General features: G+C 66.0%; 19 protein-coding genes and 1 pseudogene. 9 read left to right on the top strand and 11 right to left on the bottom strand.

What is annotated here, in order from left to right:
- Nucleotides 1-14: 14 nt before the first annotated feature.
- Nucleotides 15-254 (bottom strand): redoxin NrdH, encoded by a 240-nt coding sequence (locus EET03_RS07175; RefSeq protein ID WP_036391258.1) that lies wholly within the window; start codon nucleotides 252-254, stop codon nucleotides 15-17.
- Between the two features lie 489 nt (nucleotides 255-743).
- On the bottom strand, nucleotides 744-1,334 hold the full coding sequence (locus tag EET03_RS07170; protein ID WP_082274593.1) for an NAD(P)H-dependent oxidoreductase: 591 nt from the start codon (nucleotides 1,332-1,334) through the stop codon (nucleotides 744-746).
- Between the two features lie 86 nt (nucleotides 1,335-1,420).
- Between EET03_RS07170 and EET03_RS07165 the strand changes: the two genes are divergently transcribed.
- From EET03_RS07165 to EET03_RS31245, 4 genes and pseudogenes are all read left to right on the top strand, one after another.
- Complete coding sequence (locus EET03_RS07165; RefSeq protein WP_075542423.1) at nucleotides 1,421-2,008, top strand: TetR/AcrR family transcriptional regulator; 588 nt, start codon at nucleotides 1,421-1,423, stop codon at nucleotides 2,006-2,008.
- A gap of 9 nt (nucleotides 2,009-2,017) precedes the next feature.
- Nucleotides 2,018-3,049, top strand: coding sequence for a DNA polymerase IV (locus EET03_RS07160; protein ID WP_099194036.1), 1,032 nt, complete (start codon nucleotides 2,018-2,020; stop codon nucleotides 3,047-3,049).
- 310 nt (nucleotides 3,050-3,359) lie between these two features.
- Nucleotides 3,360-6,056, top strand: a pseudogene (locus tag EET03_RS07155) (PPE domain-containing protein); the annotation flags it as partial.
- 70 nt (nucleotides 6,057-6,126) lie between these two features.
- Nucleotides 6,127-6,762 carry a hypothetical protein gene (locus EET03_RS31245; RefSeq protein ID WP_244232270.1) on the top strand — a complete coding sequence of 212 codons (636 nt, stop codon included), beginning with the start codon at nucleotides 6,127-6,129 and terminating at the stop codon, nucleotides 6,760-6,762.
- Between the two features lie 4 nt (nucleotides 6,763-6,766).
- Here EET03_RS31245 and EET03_RS07150 read toward each other — a convergent pair whose 3' ends face one another.
- A complete protein-coding gene (locus EET03_RS07150) occupies nucleotides 6,767-7,630 on the bottom strand; it encodes an SDR family oxidoreductase (protein WP_075543408.1) in 864 nt (287 codons plus the stop codon).
- Between the two features lie 21 nt (nucleotides 7,631-7,651).
- The gene (locus tag EET03_RS07145; protein ID WP_099194035.1) at nucleotides 7,652-8,299 is read right to left on the bottom strand and encodes a TetR/AcrR family transcriptional regulator; all 648 of its coding nucleotides are present in this window, start codon (nucleotides 8,297-8,299) and stop codon (nucleotides 7,652-7,654) included.
- A gap of 107 nt (nucleotides 8,300-8,406) precedes the next feature.
- On the opposite strand from EET03_RS07145, the gene EET03_RS07140 reads away from it, so the two are divergent.
- Nucleotides 8,407-9,897, top strand: coding sequence for a cytochrome P450 (locus EET03_RS07140; protein WP_075543410.1), 1,491 nt, complete (start codon nucleotides 8,407-8,409; stop codon nucleotides 9,895-9,897).
- A 75-nt stretch (nucleotides 9,898-9,972) separates the two neighbouring features.
- Here the strand turns inward: EET03_RS07140 and EET03_RS07135 are convergent, their stop codons facing one another.
- Nucleotides 9,973-10,488, bottom strand: a complete 516-nt coding sequence (locus EET03_RS07135; RefSeq protein ID WP_075543411.1) for a 2-isopropylmalate synthase — start codon at nucleotides 10,486-10,488, stop codon at nucleotides 9,973-9,975.
- 447 nt (nucleotides 10,489-10,935) lie between these two features.
- Between EET03_RS07135 and EET03_RS30110 the strand changes: the two genes are divergently transcribed.
- A complete protein-coding gene (locus tag EET03_RS30110) occupies nucleotides 10,936-11,079 on the top strand; it encodes a hypothetical protein (protein WP_167470601.1) in 144 nt (47 codons plus the stop codon).
- A 562-nt stretch (nucleotides 11,080-11,641) separates the two neighbouring features.
- Here EET03_RS30110 and EET03_RS07120 read toward each other — a convergent pair.
- From EET03_RS07120 to EET03_RS07110, 3 genes are all read right to left on the bottom strand, one after another.
- Nucleotides 11,642-12,610: a sensor histidine kinase gene (locus tag EET03_RS07120; protein WP_075543414.1), complete on the bottom strand. Its 969-nt coding sequence runs from the start codon at nucleotides 12,608-12,610 to the stop codon at nucleotides 11,642-11,644.
- Nucleotides 12,611-12,721: 111 nt separating this feature from the next.
- Nucleotides 12,722-14,182: a FadR/GntR family transcriptional regulator gene (locus EET03_RS07115; RefSeq protein WP_075543415.1), complete on the bottom strand. Its 1,461-nt coding sequence runs from the start codon at nucleotides 14,180-14,182 to the stop codon at nucleotides 12,722-12,724.
- A 22-nt stretch (nucleotides 14,183-14,204) separates the two neighbouring features.
- Nucleotides 14,205-15,398 (bottom strand): thiolase family protein, encoded by a 1,194-nt coding sequence (locus EET03_RS07110; protein ID WP_099194343.1) that lies wholly within the window; start codon nucleotides 15,396-15,398, stop codon nucleotides 14,205-14,207.
- A gap of 70 nt (nucleotides 15,399-15,468) precedes the next feature.
- Here EET03_RS07110 and EET03_RS07105 point away from each other — a divergent pair, with 70 nt between their 5' ends.
- Nucleotides 15,469-15,807 carry a Zn-ribbon domain-containing OB-fold protein gene (locus EET03_RS07105; RefSeq protein ID WP_075543416.1) on the top strand — a complete coding sequence of 113 codons (339 nt, stop codon included), beginning with the start codon at nucleotides 15,469-15,471 and terminating at the stop codon, nucleotides 15,805-15,807.
- 90 nt (nucleotides 15,808-15,897) lie between these two features.
- Here EET03_RS07105 and EET03_RS07100 read toward each other — a convergent pair whose 3' ends face one another.
- Nucleotides 15,898-18,063, bottom strand: a complete 2,166-nt coding sequence (locus tag EET03_RS07100; protein ID WP_099194034.1) for an acyl-CoA dehydrogenase family protein — start codon at nucleotides 18,061-18,063, stop codon at nucleotides 15,898-15,900.
- Between the two features lie 103 nt (nucleotides 18,064-18,166).
- Entirely contained in the window at nucleotides 18,167-18,937 is a 771-nt protein-coding gene (locus EET03_RS07095) for an SDR family NAD(P)-dependent oxidoreductase (RefSeq protein ID WP_075543418.1), read from the bottom strand.
- A gap of 110 nt (nucleotides 18,938-19,047) precedes the next feature.
- On the opposite strand from EET03_RS07095, the gene EET03_RS07090 reads away from it, so the two are divergent.
- Nucleotides 19,048-20,577: an ATP-dependent DNA ligase gene (locus EET03_RS07090; RefSeq protein WP_075543419.1), complete on the top strand. Its 1,530-nt coding sequence runs from the start codon at nucleotides 19,048-19,050 to the stop codon at nucleotides 20,575-20,577.
- A 72-nt stretch (nucleotides 20,578-20,649) separates the two neighbouring features.
- On the opposite strand, the gene EET03_RS07085 is transcribed toward EET03_RS07090, so the two are convergent.
- Complete coding sequence (locus tag EET03_RS07085) at nucleotides 20,650-21,927, bottom strand: ATP-binding protein (RefSeq protein ID WP_075543420.1); 1,278 nt, start codon at nucleotides 21,925-21,927, stop codon at nucleotides 20,650-20,652.
- Between the two features lie 96 nt (nucleotides 21,928-22,023).
- On the opposite strand from EET03_RS07085, the gene EET03_RS07080 reads away from it, so the two are divergent.
- The gene (locus EET03_RS07080) at nucleotides 22,024-24,276 is read left to right on the top strand and encodes a carbon starvation CstA family protein (protein WP_244232269.1); all 2,253 of its coding nucleotides are present in this window, start codon (nucleotides 22,024-22,026) and stop codon (nucleotides 24,274-24,276) included.
- The last annotated feature ends 1 nt before the right edge of the window (nucleotide 24,277 follow it).

The following is a 24,277-nucleotide window of genomic DNA, read 5'->3' as shown; positions in this document are numbered from 1 at the left end:
AGCGCCTGCCCGTGTTATGCGCTCAGCGCAGCCAGGGCGAGCGCCTTGATGCGGTCGGGCCGGAAGCCGGACCAGTGGTCGTCCCCGGCCACCACGACCGGCGCCTGCAGATAGCCCAACGCCATCACGTAGTCCCGCGCCTCGGAATCCAGACTGATGTCGACCTTCTCGTAGGCGATGCCGTTCTTGTCCAGCGCCTTGTAGGTCGCGCTGCACTGCACGCATGCGGGCTTGGTGTAGACGGTGATGGTCATGGGCGTACCGCTCCTTTGCGGGAATCGGGGAACAGGAACTGGCAACGACTCAGGTGGTGCATCTTCGCTATGTTCAGCGGCCCGGCATGCTCCCAGATTCCCGTCGTGGGCCACCATGCTGATCGGACATGGCGATGCCGATTCCGGGAAGTTCAGCGGGCCCCGTGAACCTGGTGGGAGCCGGTGAACCTGGGATCTGCCGGTGCCCGAAACACTACACCTAGGGGGTCGTGACGAGAAGAGATACAAGATGTTCTGAATGACATTCTTGAAATTCGCAGGTCGTGGGCGTGTGTCCGAGCCGGTGTCGGCGTGTCGCAGATCACACAACCCGGCCGTGGTATCCATGTCGCCCGGTATATCACCGACCACCGACAGGCCCGTGGGTCGTCGTCCGGCAAGGCGGGCCCAGCAAAGGCGCAGTTCGCGCCCGGCCAGCGCCGTCAGGGGTTGGCGGAGCGGCGCGCCGGCCCGCCCGCGGTAACCGGGTCAGCCCACTTCGGCGGCCAGCTTGCCGACGATGTCTCGTAGATTGGCCGACATCTCGGAGCTGTCCGCGGGCGCCTTGCCCGCCAGGGACTGGAACGGCACCGACAGCTTGATCGCGTCGATCACCCGCGCGCCGGCGATCGCGAACGACTTGCGGGTCTCGTCGTGGGCCCATACCCCGCCGTATCGGCCCACAGACCCGCCGATGACGGCCAGCGGCTTGGCTTTCAATGCACCGTCGCCGAACGGGCGTGACAGCCAGTCGATGGCGTTCTTGATGACAGCGGGGATGGTGCCGTTGTATTCGGGGGTGACCACCAGAGCCGCATCCGCTTGCGCCGCGGCCTGTCGCAACGCGATCACCGCTTTGGGAACGCCATCAGGGGTATCGATGTCCTCGTTGTAAAACGGCAACTCCGCCAGCCCTTCGAACACCGTTACGCTGACGCCGTCGGGCGCAACGGCGGCCGCAAGCTCGGCGATCTGGCGGTTGACCGAACCCGTGCGCAGGCTTCCCACCAGCGCCAAGACTCTGATGCCGGAGATGCCGGAGATGCCGGAGATGCCGGAGAAATCGGAGATATCGGACATATTGCTTTCCCTTCGCGTCGGTCTCATCTTTGCACGGCTCAACCGGACTCTGGTCCGCTTTATTCCATCCGCGTTACTGTGCAGGGATGAGTGACGAGTTGCCGGCGTCGACTCGGCCGGAGCGCGGTGACGCGGCGCGCAATCGCGCCCTGCTGCTGGACGCGGCGCGCCGACTGGTCGCCAACCGTGGCGCCGACGCGATCACCATGGACGACGTCGCCGCCGCGGCCGGTGTCGGCAAGGGCACGCTGTTTCGCCGGTTCGGCAGCCGGGCCGGTCTGATGACGGTATTGCTCGACGAAGACGAGCGGGCCAGTCAGCAGGCATTTCTGTTCGGCCCGCCGCCGCTGGGCCCGGATGCGCCGCCGCTGGAACGCCTGATCGCGTTCGGCCGGCAGCGGATCTGCTTCGTCCATGCCCACCGCGAGCTGCTGTCGCAGGCCAACCGGGACCCGAAGACCCGTCACAGTGCGGCGGCGTCGGTGCACCGCACGCATGTGCGGGTGCTGTTGCGGTCGGCTCACACGACCGGCGACCTCGATGTCCAGACCGATGCCCTGCTGGCCCTGCTCGACGTCGACTACGTCGAGCACCAGCTCAACGAACACGGTCACAGCATGCAAACGTTGGGCGACGCGTGGGAAGGCCTGGCGCGCAAGCTCTGCGGGCGGTGACCGATCCCGATGCCGCGATGGATACTGCATGTCGACCTCGACCAGTTTCAGGCGTCGGTGGAGCGGCGCCGACATCCAGAACTGGCCGGGCTGCCGCTCATCATCGGCGGCAACGGCGATCCCTCCGAACCCCGCAAGGTAGTCACCTGCGCTTCCTACGAGGCTCGCGAGTTCGGCGTGCGGGCGGGAATGCCGCTACGTGCCGCCGCCCGCCGCTGCCCCGGCGCCGTATTTCTGGCGTTGGATCCGCCCGCCTATGACGCGGCCTCCGACCAGGTGATGGCGTTGTTGCGCGACCTGGGGCATCCGGTCGAGGTGTGGGGCTGGGACGAGGCGTATGTCGGCGTGGCTACCGGGGATCCCACCGACGTCGCCGAACAGATCCGCGCTGTGGTCTTCTCCGAGACCCAACTGTCGTGCTCGATCGGCATCAGCGACAACAAGCAACGCGCCAAAGTCGCCACCGGCTTCGCGAAACCGGCCGGCATCTTTGCGCTCACCGACACCAACTGGATGGCTCTGATGGCCGACCGCTCGGTCGACGCGCTCTGGGGAGTGGGTCCGAAGACAGCGAAAAAGCTTGCGGCCCTTGACATCACCTCGGTCAGAGGGCTCGCGAACGCCGCCGCCGAGGAGCTGACGTCGGCGTTCGGCCCGAGAACAGGGCTGTGGCTGCTCCTGCTCGCCAAGGGAGGCGGCGACACCGAAGTCAGCGCGACCCCTTGGGTCCCGCGCTCCCGCAGCCACGTCATCACCTTTCCGAAAGACCTCACCGAACGAACCGAAATGGAGTCAGCGGTAAGGGAATTGGCCAGCAAGGCACTCGACGAGGTGGTGGCCTCGGGGCGGCTCGTCACCCGGGTGGCCGTTGTCGTACGCACCGCAACGTTCTACACCCGCACCAAAGTCCGCAAGCTCGATGCACCCACCACCGACGCCGACGTCGTCATCGCCGCCGCCCTGCGGGTCCTGAACCTGTTCGAGCTGGACCGCCCGGTACGGCTACTCGGCGTGCGCCTCGAACTCCACATGCCCGCATAGCCCGATGCCGGGGCGGGCCGCCGCGCGCGTGAGATCTGGCATTGAATACGTACCGCGCGGCGCCGATACCGGGACCGCGAACTGGGCATTTCACAATTCGCGAAGGCTTGCCGAAGCATGGCCGGGCACAGTCGATCGTGACAACAAACTGCTCACGAGTGAACAACCTCGCCCGACGGTCATGGTCCACGGTTCACCATGCGGTGAGCGTCACGGCCGGTCGGGATGCGGTTGGGGCTTGGTCTGGGCAGCCCGACGGCGCCCGTTCTCCCGGCGCACGAGGAAACACCGCTTAACGGAGGACGGGCGAATGAATTTCTTGGTACTGCCACCGGAGATCAATTCCGCTCGGATCTTCGCCGGTGCCGGTGCGGGCCCAATGCTGCAGGCGGCGACAGCCTGGGACGGGCTGGCCGCGGAGTTGCGCATAGCGGCGGCCTCGTTCGGGTCGGTGGCGTCTGGTCTGGCGAATGGGTCTTGGCAGGGTGCGGCCTCGGCTGCGATGGCGGCCGCGGCGACGCCCCACTTGGCGTGGCTGCAGTCGGCGGCGGCCCAAGCCGAGCAAGCGGCCGGACACGCGAAAATCGCAGTCGACGTCTACGAGGCAGTGTGCACCGAGATGGTGCATCCGGCGTTCGTCGCGGCCAACCGTTCTTCGCTGGTGCGGCTATTGTGGTCGAACCTCTTCGGCCAGAATGCGCCGGCAATCGCCACAGCCGAGGCCCAGTACGAGGAGATGTGGGCGCAAGACGTCGCCGCAATGCTTGGCTACCATTCCACGGCTTCCACAGTCGCCACCGCGTTGAAGCCTTTCGCCCGCCCGCTGCAGAGCCTGGCGGGCCGGGCTCTGGGCCTGCTCGACGTTGGCAACTCGATAGCTGCCGGCGCGAGCGCGGCCCCGGCGGCAGCCGTTGCCGCGCCTGCGGGGCTTCTTCCGCCTGGCAGGTCGAGCATCCTCAATATCGGCTTCGCCAATTTTGGCGGCCTGAATTTCGGAAACGCCAACCTCGGTGATCTCAACCAGGGCAACGGCAACGTCGGCAACCTCAACTTCGGCTCGGGCAACCTGGGCAGCTTCAACCTGGGCTCGGGCAATCTGGGCAGCTTCAACATCGGCCTCGGCAACCTCGGCAGCAACAATTTCGGCTTTGGCAACAACGGCAGCTTCAACATCGGCTTCGGCAACACCGGCAGCGGCAACATCGGAATCGGCAACACCGGCAACGGCAACATCGGTTTCGGAAACGGCGGCTTCGGGGGGGACAACAACTTCGGGATCGGGCTGGGCGGCAGCAACCAGCTGGGCTTCGGCGGGCTCAACTCCGGCACCGGCAACACCGGACTGTTCAACTCGGGCAGCGGCAACACCGGCTTCGGAAACTCCGGTACCGGAAACTTCGGCCTCGGCAATTCGGGTTCGTTCAACACCGGCTCCGGTAATTCCGGTAGGGCGAATACTGGCTTCTTCAATGCCGGCATCGTCAACACCGGCATCGGCAACGTCGGCAACTACAACACCGGGAACTACAACGTCGGCGACTTCAACACGGGCGAGTTCAACCCGGGCGACACCAACACGGGGTCCTACAACACCGGCAACATCAACACGGGCTGGGCCAACACCGGCGATCTCAACACCGGAGCCTTCAACGTCGGCGACATGAACAACGGCTTTTTCGCCCGGGGCGACGGTGCGGGAAATGCTGGGTTCTCCTACACCATGACGATTCCAGAAATTCCGATAAATCTACCGTTGAGTGTTCCGTTGCATATTCCTGTCGAGGGTCGCACCACCGAAATCGTCCTAGCGTCGTTCAAGATCCCCGCAATCCCGTTGGGCTTCCCCGCTCTGAGAGGTACTGTCGGGCCAATACAAATGCCTCCCATCAGAGTAACGGGACCTTTCATCTCGATCACCGTAGGAAGCCCTCAAACGAAATTGGGTGTTTTTGTTGCCGGGGGTGTCGGCCCGATCAACATCCCGATCATCAATATCCCGGCCACGCCGGGTTTCGGGAACTCGACCGACGCGCCCTCGTCAGGCTTCTTCAATAGCGACAGCGGGGGCACTTCGGGTTTCGGCAACTTCGGACCCGACACCTCGGGCTTCTTCAACTTCACCCGCAACCTTGGCAGTTCAGGCGCCTTGAATGCCGGCCTGCTGCAATCGGGTATCCACAACTTCGGCAACTCCATCTCGGGCTTCGAGAACACCAGCAATCTCGATCTCGAATTCCGGGTCTTGAATTCGGGATTGGGCAATGTCGGCAGCCGCCTTTCGGGCGTTTTCCATAACAGCGCGGGCGCATCGACGTTCAACTTTGGCTCCGCCAACGGAGGTGGCCTTAACTTCGGCAGCGCGAACCTGGGTAGCTTCAACCTGGGCAACGGAAACATCGGCGGCTTCAACATCGGCGACGCAAATCATGGCAGCGCAAACTTCGGTTTCGCCAACTTTGGTGACAGCAATTTTGGTTTCGGCAACCTGGGCGATTTCAACCTGGGTTTCGGCAATACCGGCGTCGGCAACATCGGCTTCGGCAACACCGGGGACTACAACATCGGGTTCGGCAATACCGGCAGCGGAAACATCGGCTTGGCCAATACCGGAAACGGAAACTGGGGTGTCGGGTTCACCGGCAGCAATCTGTTCGGCTTTGGTGACCTGAATTCGGGGACAAACAATACCGGGCTGTTCAACTCCGGCGACGGCAACACCGGCTTCTTCAACTCCGGTAAGGGCAACTTCGGCATCGGCAACACGGGCAGCTACAACACCGGCGTCGGTAATGCCAGCACCGCTAACACCGGCATCGGAAACACCGGCTCGTTCAATACTGGCCTGTTCAATTCCGGCAGTTTGAACACCGGTTTGTCCAACACCGGCAGCACCAATACCGGTAATCTCAACAGCGGGTCCCTCAACACCGGAGATTTCAACACCGGAAGTGCTAATACCGGCTACTACAATAATGGCAACCTGAACACCGGCTCGTTCAACTCTGGAAAACCGCAACAACGGCTATTTCTGGCGCGGTGACAACCGGGGACAATTCGGCTTCGACTTTGGCATCACGATGCCCGGAATCCCTTTGAATATAGGCGTTAATGTCGATCTCGCAATACCCGTCACTGGCTTTATCGACGGCATAGCAGTCCAGCCGTTCAGCATGGACGTCCCGATAGACCTCAAGCTATTCATCGATTTACCTAGTCCCATTCCGAATGTGACCATTCCGCTGGGCGAGGGTGAGTCAATCACCGTCAATATACCCAAAATAGTTATCAACCGTTTCGACTTGACCGGGTTCAACGTAGGAAACGTAGGCGGCATACCATTCAGCAGGATGCACATTGAAATCATCAACAGCGTGGGCCCCATCTCGGTCCCGATCCTTCACATTCCCGCAGCACCAGGCGTCGGCAATTCCACCATTAATCCAACGTCGGGATTCTTCAATAGTGGCACCGGGGGCGGCTCGGGATTCTTCAACGCGGGTCAATTCATTTCCGGGTTCTCCAACCAAGGTGGGCGCTTTCTCTCCGGGGTCGAAAACATCGGCCAACTGACGTCGGGCATGGGAAACATCGGCAGTATCGTCACCGGCTGGTACAACACCAGCACTGCAGGATTGACCGGCGCGCTGCTCTCCGGCATCGGAAACGTCGGCAGCAGACTCGCCGGCTTCTTGCTCAGCGGCACCGGCCAGTAACAGGTCAGCGCGGCAACGGGCTGGGCTGAAGCGCGCGGGTGAAGATGGCGTTAACCTGGCGCATCACCACGCTGTAAGGCCACCACGCCAGCCGCTTGAATGCGTACAGCGCGCGGATATCCGGCGATGTGTAGATCAGGTACCGGTTCTTCGCCACGCCGACCAGGATTTTTTCGGCAGCCCTCTCCGGCGAGACGGCGTGGCCGCTGAAGCGGTCCACCCAACGCTTGACGTGGGGGTCGTCGCGGTCCACGCCGGCGATCTCGACCGTGTTGACCAGCGGTGTCCGCACCGCGCCCGGCACCACGACCGACACCCCGATGCGGTGTCGTGCGAGATCGAAGCGCAGCACCTCGGAAAGCCCGCGTAGGCCGTACTTGCTCGCGCTGTAAGCCGCATGCCAGGGCAGCGCGACCAGCCCGGCCGCCGAGGACACGTTGACCAGATGCCCGCCCCGGCCGGCTGCGACCATCGGCGGAACGAATGTCTCGATCACGTGGATGGGACCCATCAGGTTGATCGCGACCATCCTGCTCCACTGGTCGTGGGTCAGCCGGTCGACAGTCCCCCACGCCGAGACGCCGGCGATGTTGAGCACGACGTCCATGCTGGGGTGGCTGGCATGGACGTCCGCCGCGAACGCGGCCACCTGTGCGTAGTCGGAGATATCGAGGACCCGATGCTCGGGCACCTGCGCGCCGAGCGCACACGCGTCGGACACGGTCTGCCCCAAGCCGTCCGCGTCGCGGTCAGTCAGATAGAGTTCGGCACTCTGCGCCGCGAGCCGTAACGCGGTGGCACGGCCGATGCCGCTGGCCGCACCCGTGACCAGGCACCGTTTCCCTGCGTAATACCGCGGTTGCGCCATGGCGGTGACAATACCGGCGGCTCAGGCCTTGGGCGCACCGCCCCAGAGCGCGTTGAGCCACATCTGTTCGAGCACCCGCACCCGGCGGTCGGGGTCGCTGTCGCGGCCGACGAGCAGCGGGTCGCCGGTCAGCACGAGCGCGGTGGTGCCCGCCAGGGTACGAATCAATGTCGGCAGGTCGTCGCTGATCGGGTTGGCGGTGCCGGCTCGCATTTCGGCCTCGACGACGCCGACGATCTCGCGCAGCACCACGTCGAACTGCCGCTCGAGGATCTCGCGGATCTCAATGTCGGTGTGGCGGGCGGCATTACAGGCCACCATCACCGGGTCGTTGTGCGCGTAGACGACGGCGGCGCTACCGACCATCCGCTTGGCGAACTGCTGCGGCGACTCACCCGGCTGGCGCGGGGCGAAGTAGTGGGTGAGTTCTTCGAGTTCCTCGGCTGCCTCCGCCAATATCTGGGCCAGCACCGCGTACTTGGAGTCGAAGTAGAAGTAGAACCCCGAGCGGGCTACCCCGGCCCGGTTGCTGATGGTGCTGACCGACAGTTCCGCGAACGGCCGCTCCTGCAGTAGCTCCCGCACCGCCTGCAGGATCGCCAGCCGATGCTTGTCGCCACGCCGCCGCAATGCCGGCACAGCTTGCTGGGCGCGGGCGTGCTCACTCACATGCTGACCATGCACCAAGCCGCGCGAAAAGAAAACTTGACAGCCGTCAAGTTCGTTCCAAGGATGGATCTAGGTAGTGATGGCCGCCACAACCGGTAAGGAGCGTCATGGCCACGAGCAGGGCGACGATCAGCACCCCGGCATATCTCCTTGACCAAGCCCAGCGCCGGCTGACCCCGTCGTTCAACAACTTTCCCGGCATGGGCCTGGTGGAGCGTTGGCTGCTGAACACGCAATTTCCGGAGAAGAAGCTGGCCGACCCGCCGCCGGGCAGCGGGCTCAAGCCGGTCGTGGGTGACGCTGGGCTGCCGATCATCGGGCACATGATCGAAATGCTGCGCGGCGGACCGGACTATCTGATGTTCCTGTACAACACCAAGGGGCCGGTCATCTACGGGGACTCGCCGGTCTTGCCGTTCGTCGCGGCGCTGGGCCCGGACGCCGCTCAGGTCATCTATTCCAACCGCAACAAGGACTACTCGCAGCAGGGCTGGGTCCCGGTGATCGGCCCGTTCTTCCGGCGCGGGCTGATGCTGCTCGACTTCGAGGAGCACATGTTTCACCGGCGGATCATGCAGGAGGCGTTCGTCCGGTCGCGGCTGGTCGGTTACGTCGAGCAGATGGACCACGTGGTGTCGAAGGTGATCGCCGAGGACTGGGTGATCAACGATGCGCGCTTCCTTCTCTATCCGGCGATGAAAGAACTAACGCTCAACATCGCCTCGATGGTGTTCATGGGCCACGAACCCGGCACCGACCATGAGCTGGTCACCAAGGTGAACAAGGCGTTCACGACGACGACCCGCGCCGGCAACGCCGTCATCCGCACCAGCCTGCCGCCGTTCACCTGGTGGCGGGGCCTCAAGGCCCGGGAACTGCTCGAGCACTATTTCGCCGAGCGGGTCAAGGAACGCCGCGGCCAGGAAGGCAACGACCTGCTGACGGTGTTGTGCCAGACCGAGGACGAGGACGGCAACCGGTTCTCCGACGAGGACATCGTCAATCACATGATCTTTTTGATGATGGCCGCCCACGACACGTCGACGTCGACGGCCACCACGATGGCCTACCACCTGGCGGCTCACCCGGAGTGGCAGCAGCGCTGCCGCGATGAATCCGACCGCCTCGGCGACGGGCCGCTGGACATCGAATCGCTGGAGAAGCTGGAATCTCTCGACCTGGTGATGAACGAGTCGATCCGGTTGGTGACTCCGGTCCAGTGGGCGATGCGGCAGACCGTTCGCGATGCCGAATTGCTGGGCTACTACCTGCCCAAGGGCACCAACGTCATCGCGTTTCCCGGCTTGAATCACCGCCTGCCTGAATTCTGGACCGAGCCAATGACATTCGACCCGGAGCGATTCACCGAGCCACGCAACGAGCACAAACGACACCGCTACGCGTTCACGCCCTTCGGCGGCGGCGCACACAAGTGTCTTGGGATGGTGTTCGGCCAATTGGAGATCAAGACGATCCTGCACCGATTGCTGCGCCGCTACCGGCTGGAACTGCCGCGGCCGGATTACCACCCGAGCTGGGACTACGGCGGTATGCCGGTCCCCAAGGACGGCATGCCCGTAGTCCTCCGCCCGCTGTGACCGCCTGAGGCCGGCGAGCAGACACACAATCGCACGCAGCGAGCCGGCAGTGTGCGATTGTGTGTCTGCTCGCGGTCATGGGGTGAGCAGCCGGTTGGCGCACGCGATCAGCGCACGCAGCGCGGATTGAGTCGGATCCCGCGACCAGCCCATTGCCCACTCGCTGGCGATCCCATCGCTGCCACAGACGAAGGTGGCGGTGCATCCATCGGAGTACATCTGGTGGAACTTCAATGTCTCCACGGTGATCCCGCGGTCGTGCAACATCGAGGTCAGAGCCGCGATCGGGCCGCCGGCGGCCGCGGTCGACGTGCTGATGCGACCCGCGACCGCAATCATGGCCCGGAAATTCCGGGCCTGCGGACCGAGTCGCGCGGCAGGCCGATCCGGATCCGTGCACTCCCAGTGCCCCAACCGAACTGGGCCGGCGGTATGACCGTAGGTCGCGACGAAGCGTTCCCAAGACATGGCTGCGGCCTGTTCTCGCAGACCTCGCGGCACGTCCGCGCCGAAGTGCTCGGCAAACCAGGCGCCGGCGGTCGGCTGCGCCGGACCACTGGTCGGGTCGCGGTCGAGGGCGGGGAAAGTCATAGTGCCGGTCTTCTCTGATCAGTAGGAGCGACCGACGGTAGTAGCTTGCGACCCACAGCGGGGGGTCGGTCCGGATCAGACCCCGCTGCGGGTGCTGGCTACTACGGCACGCTCGAGAAGACGCACGAAGGGTGACACTAGACGTCCCGCGGCGACGCGCGCAAGGCGATTCTCAGCGTCGACGCGGCCATGCCGACCTGTGCCCGGCCCCGGCAACTCCGGCGTGTCGACCGTTGCGGGCCGACCGAGCTGAGTCACGGCCTTGCCGGGCGCCCTGCGCACCACGCGCACCCGCCAGGTTCCGCTGCGGCCAAGGGTGCATCCCCGCGACCGGATTCCACTGCTCAACGTCCCAAAACACCACGCCGTTCGGTGCTTTGGCGATAGCATCTGATGCGGCGGAATCGCCAACTATGGGTGCGGTCCAGCAAACGAAAGGCACGGTCGATGAGCGCAAAAGAGACCAGCAGGACGGTGCAGGCGGTCAAGACGGTGGTCGTAGTACTGGCCGCGGCGTCCGCGGTGCTAGCGGCCGGGTGCGCCGCTGAACGCGAGCCTGCCAACCCGATTACGAGCGTGGTGCCACAGTAGGGGTTGGCCCGCGCCGGGGTTTCGACCACGCCGCCACGCGCACCGGCAATTACAGATTTCGACCAGCCGTGAAATCATGACCTCGGCGACAGTTTGCGACGTACGCCGGCTAGCGCATTTCGCGTTCGGACCAGCTGCATCGCCGGCTCGCCGCATCTGGGCGAAGATAAGCCGCCGGACAGTTTCCCCCCGGCCCATATCCCTCAGGATCGCTCCGCGCGGGTTTGATTTTGCGGCAGGCCAGAGCCATTAAGACAAAACGGCCCGCCGCGGGAAGCGACGGCATAACATCTGCAGACAGTCATCGTCGGAATTCACACATCTGCGCAATGGCAATCGAAAGGCACCACCGATGAATGCAAAAAGCAAAGGGTCCCGGGCAGTTCGGATAGTTGTCGCGGCGCTGATCGCGGCGTTTGCAGCCACCGCGGCGGTGAGCTGCAACAGCACCGATAACTGCAAAACCACCACGTGTACGATTCCGGAGGTGCCGGCACCGAGCGGGTCGGTGGGATAGGTTCGACGCCCGTCCGCTGTGGACCTACCCCCACGGACGGACTCGCTAGCCCACGGAAGCCGCCGACGGCTTGAGCCGAAGGTATGCCTGAATGGTGGTGCCGTTTCCCGTGGTGTGGGTACGCACCAAATCCGCCATAGCGTTGACCAAGAACAGCCCGCGGCTTGCGGTTGCGCTGGTGCCCGGGAGTTGACGTCCAACGAGCGGCTGATCGAACCGTCCGCTGTCGCGCGCCTCGCAGACCAGGTGCTCATCATGACGCCAGAAGGCAAGCTGGCATGCTCCGTCGGCGTATTGCAGGCTGTTGGTGGCCAGCTCGGTGGTGATCAATCGCAAATCCTCCAGGCCGTCTTGCGACAGTCCGACCCATCCGGCGTAGTCCACGGCAAACGAACGCGCACGCCGCAGGTCTGTGCTGTCGCGCACCAGATAGGTCACGGCGCCCGGGTTACGCGGTAGCGGCTGATTGCAGCGCGCCAACGTCTCATCCGGGGCGTAATCGGCACTGTGATCAGCCGACCCGCATTTCCACAACAACGGATGGGTGGCACGGGCATCCGCCAGCAATTCGTCATCGAGCCGCTCGGCGTCGAAGAGACACAGCGCCATCACGCTGTGATCTGCCAATGCCCGGTTGACCAACGCCTCCTGCTGCACGCAGGCCAGACACTCGTCGGCGCTGCGGCCGGGCCAGACGAGTTGGCTGACGATCCGGACCCGCCGATCGGGGTACTTCGCCGCGAAGGAACTCGCTGTGGCCAGGAATCGGCTCGGATTGCGTGCGGCACGGGAAATGTCGATCATGCGCAGCTCCGCCGCAGCGCGACCGCGGGCACCCAGTTCGCCGCGCAGCAATGCCAGCCGGTCCGCTGGTAGCGCGACCAGAACCGGCTCCCCGAGCGCCAACCCGTCGGCCACGAAGCGTCCGACGAAATCCAGATACTCCCGCTGGGAGTGGTACAGCAGCGCGGAATGGACGAAGCCTTGTCGCTCGGTTTCCGTGCCAATCGTCATGTCAGCGCTCCCGCCCCTGCGCCGGCACCCGTGCTGGACCGGCTTTTCGTTCAGGTAAGCAGGTACCCGCCGGGGGCGTTGATTATGCGCGAGTTTGGCTCGACCGAGTTTCTAGAGCCACCATGACGTCGCCGCGTCCAGATGGCGACGGATGCGGTAGCGGGCCAGGCTGTCGTCGCCGGCGCGGATTGCCTGCAGAATTCGCAGGTGGGCGTGTTCGACGGCGACGACGTCGGCTGCGGTCGGTGGCTGCCCTCCGGTGCTGGACCAGTGCCGGCGAAAAAGTTCGGCGATTATCCGCAGAAACAGCTCCAACAGCGCATTGCCGGCCAGCTGAGCCAGGCCGATATGGAACCGGAATTCCTCGGCCGCGGCCTTACGCATTTCGCCTGCCGCCGCGTCGGCGGCGAAATCCGTGGACGGGTCCAGCGTGTCGAGCATGGCCGCCACGTCGGGCTCGTTGCGAAGCTGCACGACTTTCGCCACGTTGGCGATCTCGATCGCATCCCCCACGCAGCGTAGGTCTTCGCGACTCGGCTTGCGGTACTGCAGGTACAGCGCGATGGTGTCGATGCTGGCCTGCGCCTGGGGCCGGGTGACGACCAGCCCACCGCCGGGCCCCCGGCGCATGTGGGCGATCGTGTGGAATTCCAGCAGCCGCACCGCTTCCCGCAGCACCGCGCGGCTCACGCGATAACGCTCCAGCAACGCAGCCTCGGTTCCGAAAACCGAGTCGACCTGCCAACCGCTGGCGGCGATATCGTCGGCGATCGCGGCGGCCAGCACTTCGGCCAGCTTGCCGCGGGGCGCCTCGGGGTCCAGCCGCCGTACCTGTCGGGGCCTTGCCCGCCCGGACCGATCGGCGCGCCGATGCTGCCGCAGCCAGGCGGTCACCGCTTGCACGTGCCGCTCGCTGAGCGCCTTGGCGCGCGCGGAATCACCGGCGGTGACTGCCGCGGCGATTCCCGAATGGTCGTGGTGCAGCCGGTCCAGCGCCTCCAGCGCCTCGGTCGCCGAGTCGGTCCGCGAGGACAGCACGTAGCGCCTGGTCAGTCGCATCGAGACTTCGATAAACAGCTGTAGGACGGGGCTTTTCGATTGCTGTGCAAGCGCCACATGGAACTCGTCGCGCGCGGCGGGCAACCCCGGCTGCTGCTGCTCCGCACCCAACACCGCTCGCAGCCGCTCGATTCCGGCTTCGTCGATCTGTTCGGCGGCAAGAGCGGCGGCCAGCGGCTCGAGCACCAGACGCGCGTCGAGTAGGTCGTCCAGGGTGGTGCCCCGGTATTCGAGATAGATGACCACCGCGCGGGTCGCCGGTCCGGCATCGGGTGCACAGATGAGCAGGCCGCCGTTGGGTCCGCGACGCATCCGCGCCACCTGATGGTGCTCGACGAGCCGAACGGCTTCGCGCAGCACCGACCGGCTGGCGCCATATCGCTCTTGCAGAGCGCTTTCCGAGCCCAACGATGCCCCGACGGGCCAGCCGCGGCGGACGACCTCGGCCTCGATGCAGCGGGCGATCTGCGCGGCGCGCTTGTCGGTCCGGGCCGCCGGTGGCTCTACACTCAATGGAACTGCCCCACAACGCGTTTCAGCATGTCAGCAGCATGCATCCCGCCACCGGGCCCCCGCCCACGGACACCACGCCGACCTCCGGGCGCTGAGCCACCTGCCGCTCCCCCGCCTCGCCGCGCAACTGCAGACACCCTTCGTGCAACGCCCAGTAGCCGTGCATGCGCCCCGCCGAAAGTTGGCCTCCGTAGGTGTTCAACGGCAGCTCGCCGTCACGGGCGATCCGCGCCCCGCCCTCGACGAACGGGCCGGCGTCGCCGTCTGTGCAGATACCCAGCGCCTCCAGCCAGGCGATGGTCAGGAACGTAAAGCCGTCGTACAGCTGGGCGACGTCCAGGTCGGCCGGTGTCAGTTCGGTCCGCGACCACATCTGCGCCGCCGCGTCCGACATCGCCATCTTGGGATAGTCGTCGCGATGAAACCACCCGCCGGCGCCGTCGGATCCACCAATCGCCTCGACCGCCACGGCCCGGTGCGGGCAATCGCGGGCATACCCGGCGCTCGAGACCACCACCGCGATGGAACCGTCAATGGGCACATCGCAATCCAGCAGCCCGAATGGCGTCGACACCGGCCGCGCGCCCAGATAGTCGGCCATCGTCATCGGTTCGCGGTAGACCGCCAGCGGATTCAACGCCGCGTTGCGCCGGCCGTTGAGGGCAATCCAGCCCAACTGCTCCTTGGTGGTTCCGTAGAGCTCCATGTGCCGGCGGCAATTCAGCGCCAGCCAGTTCGCCGCCGAATAGGCGTGTGCGGCAATCAGATCGGTGATGTCGTCCATCGGCCCGACGGCGGGCCGCGGGGTGCCTTCCGGGAGGTCCAGCATCCGCGCCAGCGGCGGGGCCGGCGCATCGTCTTGCGGTTTCACCGGGACGGTGCCGCCCAGCATCTGGATGGTCCGGTAGACCACCACATGCCGGGCGCGCCGCTCGGCCACCGCCCGGCACGCCGACATCACCGGACTCAGCAAACCGCCCGTGCCGAAGCCGGATCCGCAATCCCCCGCGTCGATCCGCAGCTCGGCGTTGACCTCGGCGGCGGGGGTGTCGCCCAGGGTCGCGATGCCGTCGATGTCGGCGGCGACCAGACCGGCGTCGTCGATGGCGGTCCGCACCGCTTCCATGGTCAACTCGAGCCCCGGGATGCCGGTGCGCCGCCCGATGCGGGAGATGCCCAGGCCGGACAGGATCGCGTCCTTCTCGAAATAGTTCACGTGCACCGTCCGCCAGGCCATCCGTCCATGAATCAATAGACATGAATCAATAGAGTGTACTGTATTGAGCGTGTCCGCCCAGCCTCTGCTCATCGAGCATTGTGACAGTTGCGGATGCTGGGTGCATCCGGCGACCGGTGAATGCCGCGGCTGCGGCGGGCCTCTGGTGGCACGGCCGGTGTCCGGGCACGGCACGGTGTTCACCTATACGGTCAACTACCACCCGTACAACCCGGACATCCCGACCCCCTATGTGATTGCCCTGGTGGAACTCAGCGAACAGAGCGGGCTCCGTGTTGCGGCCAATATCGTTGGGTGTGAACCGGATTCGGTGACATGCGGAATGCCGGTGGTGATCCGGCCGGAGCAGGGTTCCGGCGGCGCGCCGCTGTTCGAGCCCCGCGCCTAGTGGCGCGAGCAGACGCAAAATCGCCCAAAATCCGCGATTTTGAGGCGATTTTGCGTCTGCTCGCGAGCGCAGGCCCCTGCTCGCCGAGCCCTAGTTGATCAACGGGTCACGCGGCATGCCGAGAATCCGCTCGGCGATCTGGTTGCGGGTCACCTCGGAGGTGCCCCCCGCGATCGCCATGCCGCGCGCGCCCATCACCATCCGGCCGACCACCGCACCGGGACCGTCGAGCAGCGCGATCTCGGGCCCCAGCAATGCCGCCGAGAGGGCAGCGCCTTCGATCATGTGCTCGGCCAGCTTCAATTTGGTGACATTGCCTTCCGGTCCCGGGCCTGCACCTTCGACGCTGCGCGCCGCACGACGCAGGTTCAGCAGCCGTAGCGCGTGATCTTCGGCCAGGAAGTACCCGACCCGAACCTCGGCTCCCGCCAACCGATCTGCTCTCCGTTGGGCCAGCTGCACCAGTTTGGCTGCCAGTCCTTCGTAGAACGACCCACTGCCGCCGATACTGACTCGCTCGTTGCCCAGCGTCGCCCGTGCGACCGTCCACCCGGAGTTGGGCGCTCCGACGACGTCCTCGTCGGGAACGAACACGTCGTTGAAGAACACCTCGTTGAATTCCGAGCCCCCGGTGATCTGTCGCAGCGGGCGCACCTCGACGCCGGGCGATTTCATGTCGATGATCACCGTGGTGATGCCGGCGTGCTTGGGGACGTCCGGGTCGGTGCGCACGGTGGCCAGGCCGCGGGCGCAATACTGTGCCCCGCTGGTCCACACCTTCTGCCCGTTGATCTTCCAGCCGCCATCCACCCGGGTGGCACGGGTCTTGACCGACGCCGCGTCCGAGCCGGCGTCGGGCTCGGAGAACAACTGGCACCAGATTTCTTCCTGACGCAGTGCCTTCTCCACGAATCTTTCGATTTGCCAAGCTGTTCCATGCTGGATCAGGGTCAGGATCACCCAGCCGGTGATCGAGTAGTCCGGGCGTTTGATGCCGGCCTTACCGAACTCCTCCTCGATCACCAACTGCTCTACCGCATCCGCGGCGCGGCCCCACGGTTTGGGCCAGTGCGGCATCACGTACCCGGTCTCGATCAGCTTGTCCAGTTGCGCCTTCTTGTCCAGAGCCGCGATCTCGGCGGCGTCGGCGCGGATCCGGGTGCGCAACTCTTCCGCCTCGGGCGGCAGGTCGAGGCTGTTGGCGCGGGTGGCCCCGGCCGCGGTGCGGTCGAAGACATTGCGGGCCGGCGCATCTCCGCCCAGCAATCCAGCGGTCACCAGCGCCCGGCGCAGGTGCAGATGGGCATCGTGCTCCCAGGTGAAGCCGATGCCGCCGTGCACCTGGATATTGAGCTCGGCGTTGCGCGCATAGGCCGGAAACGCCAGCGCCGCGGCCACCGCCGCGATCAGGCGGAACTGTTCTTCATCTTCGGATGCCGCACGGGCGGCATCCCACACCGCGGCAATGCCGGACTCCACCGCCACCAGCATGTTGGCGCAATGATGTTTTACCGCTTGGAAAGTCGCGATGGTGCGGCCGAATTGCTGCCGCACCTTGGCGTAGGCGACGGCGGCGTCGACACAGTCGGCCGCGCCGCCGACCGCCTCGGCGGCAAGCAACGTCCGTGCCCGCGCCAGCGCCGATTCGCGTGCCCCCGCCAGGATGTCGTCGGCGCTGACGCTCACCTTGGTCAGCCGAACGCGCCCGGAACGCCGGGTGGGATCGAGGTTTTCCGGCACGTCTATCGACACACCTGCCCGGCCGCGGTCGAGCACCAGCACGTCGTCCCCGGCCGTGACCAGCAGCAGATCGGCCAGCCCGGCACCCAGGACGACACCCGCGTCGCCGTCGGCGACGCCATCGGTGACCTGCACCCGGCCGTCGAGACCCACGCCCGCGGTGACGCTTCCGTTGATCAGGCCCGGCAGCAGCCGGGCTTTCTGCTCGGCAATGCCCTCCTTGGCGATCACCGCCGAAGCGATGACGGTGGGCACAAACGGTCCCGGCGCCACCGCGCGGCCGAGTTCTTCGATCACCACCACGAGTTCGGGCAGCCCGTAGCCGGACCCGCCGTGCTCTTCGCCGATGTGCAGACCCAGCCAGCCGAGTTCGACCACCTGAGGCCAGAAGGGCGGTCGCTGTTCCTCGGCCGCGTCGAGCAGTGACCGCGCTGCCCAGCGGGCCTTTTGGGCCGTCAGAAACCCGCGGGCTACCTCGGCGAGTTCGCGGTGGTCGTCGGTGAGTGCGATACCCATCAGGGCCCTCCTCGCGGCACTGCGCGGCCCGCGCCGTCGCGGGTCCTGCTGATTTTCTAAAGAGTGTACTCAATGCCCGGCGTGGGCCCGGCCGGCTCGTCGGTTACTTGGGCGCGAACCGCTGGCCGGCGTCCAGGCGGATGCACTGGCCGTTGAGCATCGGGTTGTCCACGATGGCCGCCGCCAGCTTTGCGTACTCGATGGGCCGGCCCATCCGCTTCGGGAAGGCCGCGTCTTTGACCAGCTGGGCCGCCATCTCGTCGGGAACCATGGCGGTCAGCCCGGTCAGGAACAGGCTCGGCGCGATGGCCAGCACCCGGATTCCCATCGATCCCAGATCACGGGCCATGGTCAGGCACATGCCGGCGATCGCGGCCTTGGCGGCGGTATAGGCGACCTGCCCGATCTGGCCCTCGAAGGCCGCGATGGATGCGGTGTTGATGATGACGCCGCGCTCCCCCGTTGATTCGGGGTCTTCCGGGTCGTTCTTGGCCATGTGCGCGGCCGCCAGCCGGCTGATGTTGAAGGTGGCGATGAGGTTGAGATCGATGACCGACTGGAAGGATTCGAGGTCGTGTGGGCCGGATTTGGTCAGGGTCCGCTTGGCGATGCCGCCGCCCGCGGTCGTCACCGCGACATGCAGGCCGCCGAGGTCGTCGACCGCCGTTTGCAGGGTCTCTTCGGTTCCGGTGAAGTCGGTGACGTCGACCGGGTAGAACGCGCCGCCGAGCCCCTCGGCGACGGCCTTGCCGTCGGAGTTCTCGCGGTCGAGCACCGCGACGTGCGCGCCACGTTCGGCCAGCAACTCGGCGGTGGCCCGACCCATACCCGACGCACCGCCGATGACCACGACCTTCTTGCCGCTGATCTCCATCCGGACCTCCCTGTATTGGCTTGTCAGAATTCTGGCAATCTGTAACGTTATCTAGGCACGCTAGCGTGTCGGCCCGGAACGGTTGTCGGCGAGTCATGCCAAGCTGAAGCGTGCTCCTTCTCGACGTGGCCACTACCTCACTTGACGTGGGCGCCACCTCGTCGCGGCTGAGCAAGATCGAACGCATCGCCGACCTGCTTCGCCGCGCCGCACCCGACCCCGAGCTGGTGGCGACCATCGTGGCGTGGCTCTCCGGGGAACTGCCACAGCGCCACATCGGCGTCGGCTGGGCGTCGTTGCGGGCGCTTCCGCCGCCGGCTGGGCATGCGACGCTGACCGTCGCGGGCGTCGACGCGGCTTTCTCCGAGATCGGCGCCACCTCGGGCAGCGGCTCGCAGGCGCGCCGCGCACAGCTGGTCTCCGAGTTGTTCTCGGCGGCAACCGAATCCGAGCAGACCTTGCTGCTGCGGCTGCTCAGCGGTGAGCTGCGCCAGGGTGCGCTGACCGGGATCATGACCGACGCCGTCGCCAAAGCGGCCGCAATCCCCGCCAGCGCAGTGCAGCGCGCCGCCATGCTGGGCGGTGATCTGCCGGCGGTCGCCGCCGCGGGCCTGACCGGCGGGGCGGCGGCGCTGGACGCCTTCACCCTACGGGTGGGCCGGCCGGTGGGCCCGATGCTGGCGCAGACCGCGACCGGTGTGACCGACGCGCTCGAACGTCATGACGGCACAACGATATTCGAGGCAAAGCTGGACGGCGCCCGAGTACAGATTCACCGCGCCGGCGACGACGTCACCGTCTACACCCGAAGCCTCGACGACGTCACCGCCCGGCTGCCGGAGGTCGTGGAGGCAACGCTGGCGCTGCCGGTGCGCGAGCTGGTCGCCGACGGTGAGACGATCGCGTTGCGACCCGACCACCGTCCGCATCGCTTCCAGGTCACCGCGTCCCGGTTCGGCCGATCGGTCGATGTAGCGGCCGCCCGTGCAACACAGCCGCTTTCGGTGTTTTTCTTCGACATCTTGCATCATGACGGCGACGACCTGCTCGACGCGCCGACCACCGAACGGCTGGCCGTCCTGGACGCCGTCGTGCCCGTCAGACACCGGGTGGACCGGCTGATCACCTCCGATGCGGCTGCCGCGGCCGCCTTTCTGGACGCGACTTTGGCCGCCGGTCATGAAGGCGTGATGGCCAAGGCGCCGGGAGCGCCGTACCAGGCCGGGCGTCGCGGCGCGGGATGGCTCAAGGTCAAGCCGGTGCACACGCTGGATCTGGTGGTGCTGGCCGTGGAGTGGGGTTCGGGCCGCCGTCGCGGAAAGCTGTCCAACATTCACCTGGGCGCGCGGGATCCGGCCAGTGGCAAATACGTCATGGTGGGCAAGACCTTCAAGGGGATGACCGACGCCATGCTGGACTGGCAGACCGCCCGGTTCACCGAGCTAGCCATCGGTGGCACGGACGGCTATGTCGTCCAGCTGCGCCCCGAGCAGGTGGTCGAGGTGGCGGTGGACGGGGTGCAGGGGTCGTCGCGTTATCCAGGCGGAGTCGCGTTGCGTTTTGCCCGCGTGCTGCGGTATCGAGACGACAAGGGCCCCGACGACGCCGACACCATCGACACCGTGCGCGCGCTGTACTGATCCAGGTTGCGCGACAGTGAATCTGGCGACGCGACACGCCGGTGACGCATCGCCAGATTCACACTCACCCGGCTATAGCCTGGCGAATTGCGCCCTGTCGTCGGTGAATTCGTCCAGCATCCCCGGCGTCAACGTCGGCCGGACCTCGCCGATCGCGGTGAGATAGTCCTCGGTGGTCGCCGGCTCCCCGCGGCCATGCGCCATCTCACGATCGAAGGCCACCTGCGCTCCCTTGCGGGCGGCGAACTCGATGTCGGCCGGGGTGAACAGCTCGGTGGCCGCGACCAGCCGGTCGATGTCGATGCCCGAGTTTGCTCGGCCCAGATAGCGTTTCCATACCGCCAGGCGCGCCGGCTGATCCGGCGGGCCGACCGGTATGACGTAGTCGAACCGTCCGGGCCGCAGGAGCGCCGAGTCCAGCGAGTGCACGGAATTGGTGGCGCAGACCAGCAGCCGCCCGTCGTGCTCGCGAAACGACGGGATGAGTTTCAGCAGTTCGTTGGTGACACCGGTTTCGACGGTGCTGGCACCGGCGCGCGCCACCGCGATCTCCTCGACCTCGTCGATGAACAGCACCAGTTCGTCGAGTTCGTCGAGTTCTGCGAACACTTCCCGAAGGGATGCCGCCAGACCGCCCGGCGCCGCGGCGGCCAGCCGCGACGGGAACAGCTCGACGAAGGGCCAGCCCAGCCTCGACGAAATCCCTTTGGCGAAACTGGTTTTCCCCGTCCCCGGTGGCCCGAAGAGGATCACCGCCTTGGGTGGGCGCACGCCGTAGCGGTCGGCGATCTCGGGGTGAGCCAGCGGGGCGATGATCCGCTGCTCGATGATTTGTTTCTCCTGTTCCATCCCGGCCAGGTCCTGCCACAACCCCGGCGGCAGCAGCCGCCCGCCCAGCTCGGCGAGCACATTGGCCTGGTCCGGCCGCAGCAGTTCGACCGTCTCGTAGTACACCAAACCGTCGCGACGGGTATAGCCGGAGTTGTCCAGCGCCGCCGATCCCGTCGCGCCGGCGGGCAGCACCGTGCAGATCTTGCGCACCCCGGCCGACCGCAGCCGGCGCTCCAGATCGGCCAGCAGCGCGCTGCCGATACCGCGCTGCCGCCAGCGTGACGCCAGCGCGATCAGCAGGATCCAGGCCCGCTCACCATCGGTCCGGGCGACGGCCATACCGACCACCTCGTCACCGACCTCGGCGACGACCGCGGGCTGGCCCGCCCGAGCGGCCGCCATCACCTCGGCGACAGTGAAAACCGGTTCCGGCGATCCCGGAGTACGGCTTTGGTCCCACACCTGGATTGCCTGGTCCAGGTCGTCGTCGTCGTAGTCACGCAATCGCCATAACGGCATCAACCAACGGTATGCCTATTGCCGGGCTGCGCACAGCACCGTGGTAATGCAAGGATCACCGGGAACACCCGAGCGTGCACCATTGAGGGAGGGCCGGTGGCCGGCGACGTCAGCTACATCCGCACCGACGCCGACCTGCCTCCCGTCGCCGTCGTCGACCACACCCCGATCACCCTGAAGCACAAGATCTTCATCGCCGCCGTCGCCGTGATCGGTGCGGTCGCCTGGGCGATCCTCGCGTTGGTCCGCGGCGAAACGGTCAACGCCGTATGGCTGGTGGTCGCCGCGGGCTGCACCTACGTCATCGCGTTCCGGTTCTATGCCCGGTTGATCGAGGCGAAGATCGTCGCGCCGCGAGATGATCATGCCACCCCCGCCGAGCTCCTGCACGACGGTATGGACTACGTACCGACGGATCGGCGGGTACTGTTCGGCCACCATTTCGCCGCCATCGCCGGGGCCGGGCCGCTGGTCGGTCCGGTGCTGGCCGCCCAGATGGGCTACTTACCGAGCACGCTGTGGATCGTGCTCGGCGCGGTATTCGCCGGCTGCGTGCACGACTATCTGGTGTTGTGGATCTCCACTCGGCGCCGCGGCCGTTCCCTCGGGCAGATGGTTCGCGACGAACTCGGCCCGACCGCCGGTGCAGCCGCCCTGATCGGGGTTCCGGCCATCATCGTCATGGTCATCGCGGTGCTGGCGCTGGTGGTGGTGCGCGCTCTCGCGCAAAGCCCGTGGGGTGTGTTCTCGATTGCCATGACCATCCCCATCGCCCTGTTCATGGGCTGCTACCTGCGGTTCCTGCGGCCGGGGCGGGTGACGGAAGTGTCGGTGATCGGGGTGGTGTTATTGCTGCTCGCCGTGGTCAGCGGCAATTGGGTAGCCGAAACATCCTGGGGTGCAAAGTGGTTCAGCCTATCGCCGGTCACGCTGTCATGGTTGCTGATCGGCTACGGCTTCGCGGCGTCGGTGTTGCCGGTGTGGTTGCTGCTCGCGCCGCGCGATTACCTGTCGACGTTCATGAAGGTGGGCACCATCGCACTGCTCGCCATCGGGGTGCTGGTGGTTCGGCCGGTCATGATGGCTCCGGCCGTGTCGCGGTTCGCCGGCGCCGGCAACGGGCCGGTGTTCACGGGTTCGGTGTTCCCCTTCTTGTTCGTCACCATCGCTTGCGGCGCACTGTCCGGATTCCACGCGCTGATCTCGTCGGGAACGACGCCGAAAATGCTGGAGAAGGAAGGTCAGATGCGACTGATCGGCTATGGCGGCATGATCACCGAGTCGTTCGTGGCGGTCATCGCGCTGCTCACCGCGTCGATCCTGGACCAGCATCTGTACTTCGCGCTCAACGCCCCGGCGGCCCAGACCGGCGGCACCGCGGCCAGCGCCGCCGAGTACGTCAACGGGCTGGGCTTGCGAGGGAACCCGGCTACCGCGGACCAGATCAGTCAGGCCGCCGCCAGCGTGGGCGAGCGCTCGATCGTCTCACGCACCGGCGGGGCGCCGACGCTGGCCTTCGGCATGTCCGAAATGTTGCACCGGGTGTTCGGCGGCATGGACCTCAAGGCCTTCTGGTACCACTTTGCGATCATGTTCGAGGCGCTGTTCATCCTGACCACCCTCGACGCCGGCACCCGCGCCGCGCGTTTCCTGGTCTCCGACGCGCTGAGCAACCTCGGCGGGCCGCTGCGCAAACTGCAGAATCCCAGCTGGCGCCCGGGCGTCTGGGCGTGCAGCCTGGCAATGGTCGCCGCCTGGGGCAGCATCCTGCTGCTCGGCGTCACCGATCCGCTCGGTGGCATCAACACGCTGTTCCCGCTCTACGGCATTGCCAACCAGCTGCTGGCGGCGATCTCGCTGACGGTGATCACCGTCGTGGTCATCAAGAAGGGCCACCTGAAGTGGGCCTGGATACCCGGGGTGCCGTTGCTGTGGGATCTGGCGGTCACGCTGACGGCGTCGTGGCAGAAGGTGTTTTCCGCCGACCCGGCGGTCGGCTACTGGACTCAGCACTACCAGTATCTGGCGGCCAGAAACGCCGGCAAGACGGCGTTCGGTTCGGCGGCCAATGCCGACCAGCTCGACGACGTCATCAGAAACACCTTTGTCCAGGGCACCCTGTCGATCGTCTTCGCGACAGTCGTAGTCGTGGTGTTTGTCACCGGGGTTATCGTGGCGCTCAAGACAATTCGTGGGGCGGGCCGGCCGTTGGCCGAGGATGAGCCGGTGCCGTCGAAGCTGTTCGCGCCCGCCGGCCTCATTCCGACGGCCGCGGAACGCGAGCTGCAACGAAGATGGAACGAGCTGCCCGGGTCTGCCACGAAACCCCTTGGCGCTCGGAAGCATTGAC

It is taken from the genome of Mycobacterium innocens, assembly GCF_900566055.1.
Classification (GTDB): Bacteria; Actinomycetota; Actinomycetes; order Mycobacteriales; family Mycobacteriaceae; genus Mycobacterium; species Mycobacterium innocens.
This window is presented reverse-complemented; position numbering and strand designations above follow the sequence as displayed.

Bases quoted from the DNA above. Each gene is read 5' to 3' on its own strand.
- EET03_RS07175 (WP_036391258.1), bottom strand. From the start codon at position 254: ATGACCATCACCGTCTACACCAAGCCCGCATGCGTGCAGTGCAGCGCG.
- EET03_RS07170 (WP_082274593.1), bottom strand. From the start codon at position 1,334: ATGTCCGATATCTCCGATTTCTCCGGCATCTCCGGCATCTCCGGCATC.
- EET03_RS07165 (WP_075542423.1), top strand. From the start codon at position 1,421: ATGAGTGACGAGTTGCCGGCGTCGACTCGGCCGGAGCGCGGTGACGCG.
- EET03_RS07160 (WP_099194036.1), top strand. From the start codon at position 2,018: ATGCCGCGATGGATACTGCATGTCGACCTCGACCAGTTTCAGGCGTCG.
- EET03_RS31245 (WP_244232270.1), top strand. From the start codon at position 6,127: ATGCCCGGAATCCCTTTGAATATAGGCGTTAATGTCGATCTCGCAATA.
- EET03_RS07150 (WP_075543408.1), bottom strand. From the start codon at position 7,630: ATGGCGCAACCGCGGTATTACGCAGGGAAACGGTGCCTGGTCACGGGT.
- EET03_RS07140 (WP_075543410.1), top strand. From the start codon at position 8,407: ATGGCCACGAGCAGGGCGACGATCAGCACCCCGGCATATCTCCTTGAC.
- EET03_RS07135 (WP_075543411.1), bottom strand. From the start codon at position 10,488: ATGACTTTCCCCGCCCTCGACCGCGACCCGACCAGTGGTCCGGCGCAG.
- EET03_RS30110 (WP_167470601.1), top strand. From the start codon at position 10,936: ATGAGCGCAAAAGAGACCAGCAGGACGGTGCAGGCGGTCAAGACGGTG.
- EET03_RS07120 (WP_075543414.1), bottom strand. From the start codon at position 12,610: ATGACGATTGGCACGGAAACCGAGCGACAAGGCTTCGTCCATTCCGCG.
- EET03_RS07100 (WP_099194034.1), bottom strand. From the start codon at position 18,063: ATGGGTATCGCACTCACCGACGACCACCGCGAACTCGCCGAGGTAGCC.
- EET03_RS07095 (WP_075543418.1), bottom strand. From the start codon at position 18,937: ATGGAGATCAGCGGCAAGAAGGTCGTGGTCATCGGCGGTGCGTCGGGT.
- EET03_RS07085 (WP_075543420.1), bottom strand. From the start codon at position 21,927: ATGCCGTTATGGCGATTGCGTGACTACGACGACGACGACCTGGACCAG.